The sequence below is a fragment of the Kribbella soli genome (assembly GCF_004331345.1).
In the GTDB taxonomy this organism is placed as follows: Bacteria; Actinomycetota; Actinomycetes; order Propionibacteriales; family Kribbellaceae; genus Kribbella; species Kribbella soli.
In genome coordinates this window covers 996,986-1,009,196 of the sequence record NZ_SJJZ01000003.1, presented here as the reverse complement: position 1 = coordinate 1,009,196, position 12,211 = coordinate 996,986, and the positions used below count along the sequence as shown (strand labels likewise).

The 12,211-nt window shown below is 69.2% G+C and carries 10 protein-coding genes and 1 tRNA gene; 3 read left to right on the top strand and 8 right to left on the bottom strand.

The features are described from left to right. Positions 1 to 12: 12 nt before the first annotated feature. Complete coding sequence (locus tag E0H45_RS27610) at positions 13 to 1,509, top strand: FAD-dependent monooxygenase (RefSeq protein ID WP_131342639.1); 1,497 nt, start codon at positions 13 to 15, stop codon at positions 1,507 to 1,509. Here E0H45_RS27610 and E0H45_RS27605 read toward each other — a convergent pair. The 5 genes from E0H45_RS27605 to aceE all read right to left on the bottom strand — a co-directional run bounded on the left by E0H45_RS27605 (position 1,494) and on the right by aceE (position 8,951). After that, on the bottom strand, positions 1,494 to 3,131 hold the full coding sequence (locus E0H45_RS27605) for a helix-turn-helix transcriptional regulator (protein ID WP_131342637.1): 1,638 nt from the start codon (positions 3,129 to 3,131) through the stop codon (positions 1,494 to 1,496). The two genes, E0H45_RS27610 and E0H45_RS27605, sit on opposite strands and share 16 nt — an antisense overlap. A 51-nt stretch (positions 3,132 to 3,182) precedes the next feature. Further along, positions 3,183 to 4,268, bottom strand: a complete 1,086-nt coding sequence (locus tag E0H45_RS27600) for a flavin-containing monooxygenase (RefSeq protein WP_131342635.1) — start codon at positions 4,266 to 4,268, stop codon at positions 3,183 to 3,185. Then, positions 4,265 to 4,561, bottom strand: a complete 297-nt coding sequence (locus E0H45_RS27595) for a hypothetical protein (protein WP_131342634.1) — start codon at positions 4,559 to 4,561, stop codon at positions 4,265 to 4,267. The genes E0H45_RS27600 and E0H45_RS27595 overlap by 4 nt, the downstream gene beginning before the upstream one ends. A 69-nt stretch (positions 4,562 to 4,630) precedes the next feature. Then, a complete protein-coding gene (locus tag E0H45_RS27590) occupies positions 4,631 to 6,106 on the bottom strand; it encodes a peptide MFS transporter (RefSeq protein WP_131342632.1) in 1,476 nt (491 codons plus the stop codon). Between the two features lie 115 nt (positions 6,107 to 6,221). Next, positions 6,222 to 8,951, bottom strand: coding sequence for a pyruvate dehydrogenase (acetyl-transferring), homodimeric type (aceE, locus tag E0H45_RS27585; protein ID WP_238155404.1), 2,730 nt, complete (start codon positions 8,949 to 8,951; stop codon positions 6,222 to 6,224). 308 nt (positions 8,952 to 9,259) lie between these two features. On the opposite strand from aceE, the gene E0H45_RS27580 reads away from it, so the two are divergent. Both E0H45_RS27580 and E0H45_RS27575 read left to right on the top strand, forming a co-directional pair. Continuing rightward, on the top strand, positions 9,260 to 9,703 hold the full coding sequence (locus tag E0H45_RS27580) for a DUF3052 domain-containing protein (protein WP_130380525.1): 444 nt from the start codon (positions 9,260 to 9,262) through the stop codon (positions 9,701 to 9,703). Then, a complete protein-coding gene (locus E0H45_RS27575) occupies positions 9,700 to 10,158 on the top strand; it encodes a peroxiredoxin (protein ID WP_131342628.1) in 459 nt (152 codons plus the stop codon). The genes E0H45_RS27580 and E0H45_RS27575 overlap by 4 nt, the downstream gene beginning before the upstream one ends. Before the next feature lie 31 nt (positions 10,159 to 10,189). On the opposite strand, the gene E0H45_RS27570 is transcribed toward E0H45_RS27575, so the two are convergent. The 3 genes from E0H45_RS27570 to E0H45_RS27560 form a co-directional block, all read right to left on the bottom strand. Beyond that, positions 10,190 to 10,266 (bottom strand) — tRNA-Val (locus tag E0H45_RS27570). A gap of 82 nt (positions 10,267 to 10,348) precedes the next feature. Beyond that, positions 10,349 to 10,534, bottom strand: coding sequence for a hypothetical protein (locus tag E0H45_RS27565; RefSeq protein ID WP_131342626.1), 186 nt, complete (start codon positions 10,532 to 10,534; stop codon positions 10,349 to 10,351). A 190-nt stretch (positions 10,535 to 10,724) separates the two neighbouring features. After that, entirely contained in the window at positions 10,725 to 11,828 is a 1,104-nt protein-coding gene (locus E0H45_RS27560) for a serine hydrolase domain-containing protein (protein WP_131342624.1), read from the bottom strand. Between the last annotated feature and the right edge of the window lie 383 nt (positions 11,829 to 12,211).

Here is a 12,211-nt window from a genome sequence, read left to right as displayed (position 1 = left end):
AAGATTCTCGGCATGGACAACAAGGACGTGGTGATCGCCGGCGGCGGACCGGTCGGACTGATGCTGGCCTGCGAGCTCGCACTGGCCGGAGTCGACGTACTGGTCGTCGAGCGGCTGCTCGAGATCGACCCGACGATCAAGGCCGGCTCGATCAACGTGCCGACCGCCGAGGCGTTGTACCGGCGCGGCATGCTGCCGGCGCTGCAGGAGCACCAGCGGCTGGCGTACGAGCAGATGAAGGCGTTCCGGGGCGGGAAGGCGCCGAGCGGCCCGCCGCCGGCCGGGCACTTCGCCGGGATCATGGTCAGCTCCGCCGGTGTGGATTTCGCGGATCCGGACTTCCGCGACGCCGGTCCCGCGGTATCGGTCGTCGCGGTCGGGCAGCAGGCGATCGAGTCCGTGCTGGGCGCGCGGGCCACCGAGCTGGGCGTGGAGATCCGGCGCGGGGCCGAGGTCACCGGCTTCGACGCCGACGACGAGGGCGTGACCGTCCAGCTGAGCGACGGCGAGGTGCGGGCGGGCTGGTTGGTCGGCTCTGACGGCGGCCGCAGCCTGGTGCGCAAGCTGGCCGGGTTCGACTTCCCCGGTACCGAGCCGGCGATCACGGGCCGGCAGGCGATCGTGGAGCTCGAGGGCGCCGAGGGACTACGCCGCAGCTGGAACTACACCCCGACCGGGCTCTACGCGCACGGACCGGTCCCGGGCCGGGTGCTGACCGTCGAGTTCGACGGCCCGCCGGAGGATCGCGACGCACCGATCACCGCGGAGGAGATCCAGGGCAGCCTGCGGCGGGTCACCGGCGTCGACGTCACGGTCACCCGCCTGCTGTCGGCGACCAGGTTCACCGACAACGCGCGGCAGGCCACGACGTACCGCAAGGGACGTGTGCTGCTCGCCGGGGACGCGGCACACGTGCACTCACCGTTCGGCGGGCAGGGCCTGAACCTCGGGATCGGCGACGCCGTCAACCTCGGCTGGAAGCTGGCCGCGACGATCCAGGGCACTGCGCCAGCGGGTCTGCTCGACACCTACACAACCGAACGGCACCCGGTCGGCGAGTGGGTTCTGGACTGGACGCGTGCCCAGATCGCCTTGATGCGCACGGATTTCCGGACTTCGGCGTTGCGCAGTGTGGTCAAGGATCTGCTCGAGACGGCGGGCGGTACGACGTACCTCGCGAAGAAGTTGTCCGGTGTCCTGCATCGCTACCCGATCGAGGGCGCGCACGAGCTGGTCGGCTCGGGTGCGCCGGACTTCAAGTTCGCAGACGGCACGCGGCTGGGGGAGCACCTGTTCGATGGCAAGGCGTTGCTGGTGGACCTGTCCGGCTCGGAGGAGTTGCGCGACGTCGCGTCCGGGCGGGTGCGCGTGCTGACCACGAAGTACGACGGCGACCTCACCGGCGTACTGATCCGGCCGGACGGGTACGTCGCCTGGGCCGCCGCGGACGGCACCGTGACGGGACTGGACGAAGCGTTGTCGACCTGGGGGGCTCAGAGCAGGTCGTGATCGCGGGCGTACGCCACGGCCGCGGTCCGGGACGGTACGTCGAGCTTCGCGAAGATGTTGGTGAGGTGCCGGGCGACGGTCTTGTCGCTCAGCACCAGCCGCTCCGCGATCTCGGCGTTGCTGTTGCCCACCGCAACCAACCGTAGAACGTCCAGCTCGCGCCCGGTCAGCCCGCCCGCGGGACTGCGACCGATCAGCCGCTCGACGCCCTGGCGGGCCGGTTCCGCGCCGACCTCGGCGAAGCTGCGGCAGGCCGCGGTCAGCTCGGCCGACGCCGAGTCGTCGTCACCGAGCAACCGGACCGCCCGCCCGACGAGCACCTTCGCGCGCGCCAGCTCGTACGGCGCTCGCAGCTCACCCCACAACCGGGCCGCCGTCCGGGCGTGCGGCAGCGCCCGGTCGGGATCGTCGTCCGCCAACGCCACCAAGGCCGAGCAGTACGCCGCCGCCGCCCGCAACCCCGCGCACCCGAAGCGATTCGCGATCGTGTCCAACTCGTCCGCAGCGGCCACTGCCTCGGCCAGCGCATCACCGGCGAGCAGCACCTCGACCGCACCCGCCAGCATCCGCGACCGATGGACCGGATCACCCGTCTCCGCGAGCAGCCGACGTACGGCGGCAACCGCGCCCGGGACGCGCCCGCGCGCAACCATCAACAGCGCCCGCCCGGGCTGCGCCTCGTACCCGAACCCGGCCGCTTCGTCGTACGACGCATCCGCCGCCGCGAAGTCGCCCCGAATCCGCAGTACGTCGCCCCGCTCGCCCAACGCCAGCCCTGCCGCGACATCCGACCCGGACGCCTCGTACCGCCGGCATGCGTCCTCGAACTCCGCGAGCGCCTCCGGGTACGCCGCATGCAGCCGCAGGATCTGGCCGCGGTGGACGGCGCACTGCCCGGTGAACGGCACGAGATCCGGCTGGCTGTCGCACCAGCGCGTCAGCGCCGCCGTCCACGCGGAGGCCCGCCCGAAGTCGAGTACTTCCTGGCAACCCTCGATCATCGCGCAGTACACACTGCCCGCGAAGATCGGTGACAACTCACCGGCGGCGACGCCGACCATCGCCTCGTCCAGCAGCGCGAGCCCTTCCGGCACGCGGCCGGAGTACAGCAGCAAGCGGCCCTTGCAGACCAGGCCTTGGGCCAGCAGATCGGAGTCGCCGTGCCGGCGGGCGATGGCGACGATGTCTTCTCCGACGACCAGCGCGCCCGGGAAGTCGCCATCGTCGAGGCAGCGGAAGAAGTCGTGGATCCGCAGGTAACCGCGCTCCACGACGTCCTCCGGCTGGTCGACCAGCAACCGCTCGGCGCGGGCCGCCCAGCCGTTGCCGACGGCCCCCTCACCGCGGCCGTTCAGCACGCGGGCCAGCCAGAACGCGAACCGGATCGCGCCGAGCACGTTGCCGGCGTCGGTCTGCAGGCGGTAACCGCGTTGCAGCGCCCGGATACAGGCGTCGGTGTCGCCGAGCAGGAACGCGGCGGTAGCCAGCGTGCCCAGCTCGTCCGGACCTAGACCGGTCGCGCCCGCCTCCCGGTCGACCGCAGCGAGCCGCTCGTACGCGACCGCCCAGTCCCGCCGCTCGAAAGCCGACCGGGCCCGCTGCAGATCGTCGACAATCCCCATTCACGCCCCCACACCACTGTGCATGCTCACTCGCGAGCATGCGCCGCCAGGTCACGCGGCGGCAAGGCTCCGGTCCGCGCCGGCGCGCGCTGCGATCCGCCGTGCGACGTACGCCGCGTCCCGGCCGACCCCGGGCAGGACCATCGAACTGAAGGCGTACTGGAAACACAGCCCGCAGAAGAACAGCCCCGGTGCGTCCGTGGCCACCCCGCGGTACTCCCGCGGCCAGCCGTCCGCGCCGACCACCGGGACCTTGATCCAGTCGAAGACCTGCTGGAACCCGGTCGCCCAGACCACGTTCGCCACGTCCAGCACCCGCCCGTCGGCCAGCAGCGGCCGACCGTCCTGGACGCCGACGACCCGGTCGGCCACCCGCTCGACCCCGCGGGCCAGCAGGTCCGCCCGCTTGACCCGGATCATCGGGCCACCGTGGAACCGCAGGTCCTTCATCGCGACCTTGCCGATCGGCGAGCGGCGGGTGACGACGTGCCGTCCGACGAACAGGAAGATCGGCCAGAACAGCTTCTGCCCCGGACGTCCGGGCTTGAACGGCATCTGCCCCGGGTCGCGGCCGCACAGCACGGTCGCGTGCGTCTCGGCGACCTCGTACGCGACGTCCGTACCGGAGTGCGATCCGCCGACGACCAGCACCGGCCCGTCCTTGAGCTGCGCCGGCCGCTGGTACTCCGACGAGTGCAGCTGCCGGATCGCCGGGTCCAGGTCGACCGCATAGTCCGGGAGGTACGGCGTACGCCCGAAGGTGCCGGTCGCGACGACGATGTTGTCGGCTGTGAGCTCCTCGCGCCCGACGGTGACGATCCACCGGTCGTCGCGGCGTTCGAGCCGGTCGACCCGGGTGTTGTGCCGGATCGGCAGCGCGAAGTGAGCGGCGTACGACGCGAGGTAGTCGGCCACCTCGTCCTTGCCCGGGTAGTGCCACGGATCGCCCGGGAACGGGAGGCCGGGAAGCCCGTCGTACTTCGCGGGGGAGTAGAGCCGCAGACTGTCCCAGTGCGAGCGCCACTGGTCGCCGACAACGGCGTTGCCGTCGAGGATGGTGAACGGCTCCCCGAGCCGTTGCAGGTGGTGGCCGGTGGCGAGGCCGGCCTGGCCGGCGCCGATGATGATGGTGTTCATGAAAGAACCTCCCTGACTTCGCGCCGGGGAGCGTGGAAGCGCAGCCACCACAGCAACATCAGCGCGGACGTCACGACGTAGAAGCCGTGCAGGAACCAGATCGGTCCCGGCGGCAGGTGCACCACGTAGATGCAGTGGACGGCGTTGCCGACGTTGGCCAGCACCAGGTTGGCCGGGCTGTACGACGCGAGGTCGCGGGTCCGGATCGCCCGGATCACCATCGGCAGCGCGCTCGACGCGAAGAGGATGGTGGACATCGTCCCCGCGAGAAGAGCAACGCTTGCGCCAGTCATGTCACTGACGCTAGGTCTGCCGGGCCGCCGTCCGCGTCGGACGGAATGCGCAACTCGCGAACGGCGCGACTACGACGTTTCTCGTACGTCGGTGTGCCGCCGGATCCACGGCGCCAGCGCGAAGACGACGAACGCGACCACGATCGTCACGACCGCGAGGCCACCGAAGTACGCGGTGTCCGACGCGTCCTCGGTCGCCTGCACGAGCTGGGCGGTGATCGCCTGACCCGCGGCCGGGGCCAGGAACCACAGCGCCATCATCTGGCTGAGGAACGCCCGCGGCGCCAGGACCGTCGTCGCGGCCAGGCCGACGGGGGAGAGGAACAGCTCGCCGAGCGTCTGGATCACGTACACGGCGACCAGCCACAGCGGTGACGCAAGGTTGTCCCCGGCAACCGACGAGGCGAGCGCCATCACCGCGAACGAGAGGCCGGCCAGCAGCAGCCCGGTCGCGAACTTCTGCCCGATCGACGGCCCGCGGTCGCCGAGCCGGATCCAGATCACCGCGAACACCGGCGCCAGCACGATGATCGAGAACGGGTTCACCGACTGGAAGAACTCCGGCGAGATCTCCACGCCGAACAGCTCCAGCTGCGTCCGGTCGGCGGCGAACGTCGTCAGCGTGGTCGCGGCCTGTTCGAACAGCATGAAGAACAGCATCGCCGCGATGAACAACGGGATGTACGCACGGACCCGCTGCCGTTCGACCGGTGTGACCAGCGGGCTCCGCAGCAGCATCACGAAGTACGCGATCGGCGCCAGGAAGCACACGTACGATATCGCGTCCACGACCGGCCTCGGGCCGACGCCGCCGGATCGCCAGGCCGACCAGGCGAACACCACCGCGAGCAGCGCGAGGACCGCGGCGGAGACCTTGATCATCGTCGGCCGGTCGGCGGCGGTCAGCGGGTTCGGCGGGGTGTCACCGCGGCCGTGCAGGGTGCGCCGGCCGAGCAGGTACGCGACCAGCGCGAGTGTCATCCCGACCGCGGCCGCCGCGAACGCGACGTGGAACCCGAACTCGCGACGCAGGAACCCGACCACGAACGGCGCCGAGAACGACCCGATGTTGATCCCCATGTAGAAGATCGAGAACGCCGAGTCCCGCCGCGCATCACCTTGCTCGTAGAGCGTGCCGACCATCGTCGACACGTTCGGCTTCAGCAGTCCGGTGCCGAGGGCAACCAGCGCGATCCCGGCGTACGCCGGACCGGTCGACGGCAGCGCGAGACACAGATGGCCGGCGACGATCACGGTACCGCCGTACAGGACGGTGCGACGGGCGCCGAAGACGCGGTCCGCGAACCAGCCGCCGAGCACCGAGAGCAGGTACACCGAGGCGCCGTAGATCGACACCACAGCCTGCCCGAGCGACTCACCCAGACCGAGACCGTGCGCCTGGTCGGTCAGGTACAGCAGCAGGATCGCCCGCATCCCGTAGTAGCTGAACCGCTCCCACAGTTCGGTGGTGAACAGCGTCATCAACCCACGCGGATGCCCGAAGAATGTCTTCTCCTCGGCAACGTCCTGTTGCGTTCCGGACACGCTCAACTACTCCCCGTGGTCGACAACACTCAGCGCCGACCGTAGCAAACCGAAGGCAACGCAGCGGGCCGCCCACCCCGGTGGGGTGAGCGGCCCGTTGACGGGTGGACCGGGGTCAGGCCCCGGCGCCCTCCTGCTTGACGCCGGCGACCGCGGTCGGGTCGTCGATGCGGTACTTGCGGGCCGCCTCGGCGGCGACCTCCGGCTTCACGTCACCGCGCTTGGCGAGGATCTCCAGCGTGGCGACGACGATCGACTCGGCGTCCACGTGGAAGTGGCGCCGGGCCGCGGCCCGGGTGTCGGCCAGGCCCCAGCCGTCGGTCCCGAGCGACGTGTAGTCGTTCGGCACCCAGCGGGAGATCTGGTCCTGCACCGCGCGCATGAAGTCGCTGACCGCAACGACCGGACCCTTGGTGTCCTTCAGCTGCTCGGTGATGAACGGCACCTGCTCCGGCTCCTCCGGGTGCAGCAGGTTGTGCTGCTCGGCGGCGACGGCGTCCCGGCGCAGTTCGTTCCACGAGGTCACGGACCAGATGTCCGCGGCCACGGAGTACTCCTCCGCGAGGATCTGCTGGGCCTTCCGCACCCACGGCAGCGCGACACCGGACCCGAGCAGCTGCACCCGCGGTACGTCGTCACCCTCGGCGGTCTGGTACTCGTCGAAGCGGTACATGCCCTTGAGCAGCCCCGCGACGTCGAGGTTCTCCGGCTCCGCCGGCTGGAAGACAGGCTCGTTGTACACGGTGAGGTAGTAGAAGACGTCCTCACCGAACGGCTTGTCCTTGTCCAGGCCGTACCCGTACATCCGGCGCAGGCCGTCCTTGACGATGTACGCAACCTCGTAGGCGAAGCCCGGGTCGTAGTGCACCGCCGCCGGGTTGGTGGAGGCGAGCAGCGGCGAGTGACCGTCCGCGTGCTGCAGTCCCTCACCGGTCAGCGTCGTACGGCCGGCCGTCGCGCCGACCAGGAAGCCCCGGCCGAGCTGGTCGCCGAACGCCCAGAGCGAGTCACCGGTCCGCTGGAACCCGAACATCGAGTAGAAGATGTAGAACGGGATCATCGGCTCGCCGTGCGTCGCGTACGCCGTACCGGCCGCGATCATCGAGCCCATCGCGCCGGCCTCGCTGATGCCCTCGTGCAGCAGCTGGCCCTGCTCGGACTCCTTGTAGGACAGCAGCAGGTTGCGGTCGACGGCCTCGTAGGTCTGACCGTGCGGGTTGTAGATCTTGGCCGTCGGGAACATCGAGTCCATCCCGAACGTGCGGTACTCGTCCGGGGCGATCGGGACGATCCGGTCGCCGATCTCCGGGTCCTTCATCAGGTCGCGGAACAGCCGGACCAGCGCCATCGTGGTGGCGACCGGCTGGTGGTTGCCCTTGGACAACGGCTTGTAGACGTCGTCACCAGGCAGCTTGAGCGACGTCTTCGGCGCCACCCGCCGCTGCGGCAGCGAACCGCCGAGCTGCTTGCGCCGGTCCATCATGTACTGGTACTCCGGCGAGTCGGTGCCGGGGTGGAAGTACGGCGGGTTGTAGGCGTCCTCGAGCGCGGAGTCGTCGATCGGCAGGTACAGCCGGTCCCGGAACGCCTTCAGGTCGTCCGAGGTCAGCTTCTTCATCTGGTGGGTCGCGTTGCGGCCCTCCAGCGCCTCGATCGTCCAGCCCTTGATGGTCTGGGCCAGGATCACGGTCGGCTGCCCGACGTGCTCGGTCGCGCTCTTGAACGCGGCGTACACCTTGCGGTAGTCGTGACCGCCGCGGGGGAGCTTGCGCAGATCCTCGTCGGACAGGTTGCTGACCATCTGCTGGAGCCGCTGGTCGCCGCCGAAGAAGTTGTTCCGGATGTACTCACCGGACTCGACGGAGTACGTCTGGAACTGACCGTCGGGCGTGGTGTTCATCTTGTTCACCAGCGCGCCGTCGTGGTCCTGGGCCAGCAGGTTGTCCCACTCGCGGCCCCAGATCACCTTGATGACGTTCCAGCCGGCGCCGCGGAAGAACGCCTCCAGCTCCTGGATGACCTTGCCGTTGCCGCGGACCGGTCCGTCCAGCTGCTGCAGGTTGCAGTTGATGACGAAGGTGAGGTTGTCGAGCTCCTCGCGCGCGGCCAGGCCGATCGCGCCGAGCGACTCCGGCTCACCCATCTCGCCGTCACCGAGGAACGCCCAGACGTGTTGCTGGCTGGTGTCCTTGATACCGCGGTGGTGCAGGTACCGGTTGAAGCGCGCCTGGTAGATCGAGTTCAGCGCGGCCAGACCCATCGAGACGGTCGGAAACTCCCAGAAGTCCGGCATCAGCCGCGGGTGCGGGTACGACGACAGGCCCTTGTGCGGGCCGCGCGACACCTCCTGGCGGAAGCCGTCCAGGTCGTCGGTCGTCAGCCGGCCCTCGAGGAAGGCACGCGCGTACATCCCGGGGGAGGCGTGACCCTGGATGAAGATCTGGTCGCCGCCGCCGGGGTGGTCCTTGCCACGGAAGAAGTGGTTGAAGCCAACCTCGTACAGGCTGGCGGCCGACTGGTAGGTGGCGATGTGACCGCCGACCTCCAGGCCCTTGCGGTTGGCCTTGCTCACCATCACCGCGGCGTTCCAGCGGATGAAGGCGCGGATCCGGCGCTCGATGTGCTCGTCGCCGGGGAACCAGGGCTCACGCTCGGGCGGGATCGAGTTGATGTAGTCGGTGCTCCGCAGTGCGGGCACGCCGACCTGTCGCTCCCGGGCGCGCTCGATCAGCTTGAGCATCAGGTAGCGCGCTCGCGCCTTGCCCCGTTCGTCCAGGACCGCGTCGAGCGATTCGACCCACTCCCGTGTCTCGTCGGGGTCGATGTCGGGGAGCTGGGTGGGCATCCCCTCGGTGATGATGGCTGGTGGTTCGTGTCCGGAAGCCACGGTGTCCTGCCGTTCTCTCTGGTTGTCTTCATCGCAATCCTGTCACCTGTTCGGTATGCGTTCTACTTCGCCTTCCTTTCCGGCCCGATTCCAGCCGACCGGACCAGATCTCAGCGGACACGCCTCGTACCCGCCACGCGCATACCGGACACGTCACGGAACCCTGGTGCATACTTGCGCGACGCGGTACGTCACGATGGACTATCGCTGAGCAGCAGGCTACTGACACCTACCCCCGGGTAAGCGGGGACCACGGAGGAGGACACGTGAGCGCGACCGCGGACCACGCGGACGGCAAGAGCGGAGTGCCGAACATGGCCTCCCGGCTCGGCCTGGAGGCCGGCTGGGTCGTCCAGGAGATCGGGTACGACGATGACTGCGACGACGAGTTCCGCGATGCGATCCGGGAAATCACCGGCGAAGCCTTCGTCGACGAGGACACCGACGAAGTCGTCGACGTTGTCCTGCTCTGGTTCCGTGAGGACGACGGCGACCTGGTCGACGCGTTCTTCGACATCCTGACCGACCTCAAGGCCGGTGGAGTGGTCTGGCTGCTGACCCCGAAGGTCGGCCGCGACGGCTACGTCGAGACCAGCGACATCACCGAGGCCGCGCCGGTCGCGGGCCTGGCGACGACCAGCACCCTGAGCGTGACCGACGACTGGTCCGCCACCAAGCTGGTGGTTCCGAAGTCCGGCCGCCGGGGGTGAGCCTCCCGGCTGTCGGCAGCCGGGCCCCCGACTTCGAGACGCAGAACCAGTACGGCGAACCGATCCGGCTGAGCGACTACGCCGGCCGGCGGGACGTCGTACTGGTTTTCTACCCGTACGCGTTCAGCCAGGTCTGCACCAGCGAACTGGCCGCGCTACGGGACCGCCCGTCGTTGCTCGCCGCCGCCGAATTCCTGGCGATCTCGTGCGACCCGATGTTCACCCTCCGGGCCTACGCCGACGCCGAACACCTCGACTTCAGCCTCCTCACCGACTTCTGGCCCCACGGCGCCATCGCCACGTCGTACGGCGTCTTCGCCCCCGACCGCGGCTGCGCCCTCCGCGGCACTTTCGTGGTGGACCGGTCCGGGATCGTGCGCTGGTCCGTCGTCAACCCGATCCCCGAAGCCCGCAACCCCGACGACTACGCGAAGGCCCTGGCGAGTCTCACGTAGAACTCCGGCCAGGGGCGCGCGAGGCGCGTTGTGGTGGGCTGTGAGGGACTCGAACCCCCGACCCCCTCGGTGTAAACGAGGTGCTCTAACCAACTGAGCTAACAGCCCATGCCCACGGCAAACGAAGCCCGGCCAACGACGGGCCGGGGAAGTTTCGCTCCTATGGAGCAAGCGGACCGACCTTATCATCTCACCCGGTGTGCCGCCGCGCCGTGTGCAGCACCCCGATGACGGCGCCGATGAGCCACAGCGCGAAGGCCACGGACGCCATGCCGCCGCTCCAGAAGCCGGCCAGGCACAGCACGGCAACCGCGTAGGACACCCAGGTCGCCCACGTCGGCAGGGCACCCGCCTGCTGGGCGATCCGCGTGGTCACGGCGACCAGCACTCCGCAGCCCGTGACTCGTCCATGCCGCCTCCCACAGTCGCGGCCCTAAGTAGCGTCAGCCCGAGCATGCGCCCGCCCCGAGCCACCAGCAAGAGACCGCGACGGATCGAGGTTGGGGAGGATTTCATACCCGGATCGGGCAGAAATCCTCCCCAACCACCCCGAAGCGTTCCATCGGCTACAGGGAAGAGCTTGGCTCGCTGAACACCGCGTTCACCAGGCGCTCGAGGGTCGGGGGGAAGATCTGGAGCAGGTCGATGTCGGCGTCTCCCATGGTGATGGCGGCGGTCAGGGTTTTGGTGCCGTCGGCGGAGCTGTACATGAGGGCGCCGTAGCCACCGGGGGCGCTGCCGTTGTGGTGGTAGATGGTTTCGGTGCCGGTGTCCTGCGCGAACAGGCCCAGGCCGTAGTTGAGCGGTCCGCTCTTCGGCTGCGGCGTACGCATCTCGGTCAGCAACTCGGCGGGCAGCAGCTTGCCGCTCTGCAGGGCTGACATGAACTTGTGCAGGTCCTGCGTGGTCGAGAGCATGCTGCCGGCGGCGAAGAGCAGCGACGGGTTCTGCTCGGTGACGTCGACGACCTTCCACTCGTCGCCGTCCTGATAACAGAGGTATCCGTGCGAGTGCGGCCCGGGGATGTCCGTCCGGTCGCCCGGCTCCACGGTGCACGTCAGACCGAGCGGCTCGACGATGCGGGTCTGCAGCTCCTCGACGAACGTGTGGCCGGTGACCGCCTCGATCAGCAGCGCGGCGACCGTGTAGTTGGTGTTCGCGTAGCTCCATTCGGCGCCCGGCTCGAACCGCGCCGGCTTGGCCAGCGCGAACTCGACCAGCGCGTCCGGGGTGTAGCCCTGCAGCCGGTTGTCGGCCCAGTCCTTGCCGGTCGCCGGGAGGCCCGCGACGACGGTGCCGTCGGGGTAGTACTCGCCCGTGTAGTTGAACAGACCGCTGGTGTGTTCGAGCAGCATCCGCACCGTGATCCGCGGGTCCAGCTCGAACCGCGGCAGGTGGCCGGCAACTGCGCCGTCCAGCTCGAGCTTGCCCTCGGCCACCAGTTGCAACACCACGGTCGAGACGAACGTCTTGGTGACGCTGCCGACCCGGACCTGGCCGTTCACCGGCGGTTCCTCGGTGCTGCCGAGTTCGCGGATCCCGGCGGTGCCGACCCACTCGCCGTGCTCGTCGTGGACCCGCAGTTCGAGACCGCCGAACCCGGCGTCGACGAACTCCTGGGCGGCCTTCTGCAGCTCGATGCTGTTCACGGCAGGGGACTGGATCGACATGGTACGTACTCCTCATTCGAGTGCTGTTTGTCCGACGTCACTCACGATTACGGGGAGTCCTGACACAGGACCGCCACGGCGCTGACGCGGTGCGAGTGACCGGCTTTCGTACGGGCCGTATCGGAACCCGCGGTCACTCGTTGGAACCATGTCGGTGGTCGCGCAATTCTTAACCATCGGCTGGTGAGAACGGACTCCTCCAGGGCGGGTTGCGGCTGGTAGGGTTCACGGCTGTCGGTCGGCACGATGACATACCGGGTGCGCCCGGTTACGGGATCGTTCCGGCGGGCAGAAAACGGGGCTGCTTTCGGTGTGAAGTGAGGCGGGTCTGCCCTGAACCCGCTCCGTCCAGTTCGGGAGGCGCGTGTCCGTGGGTCGCCAAC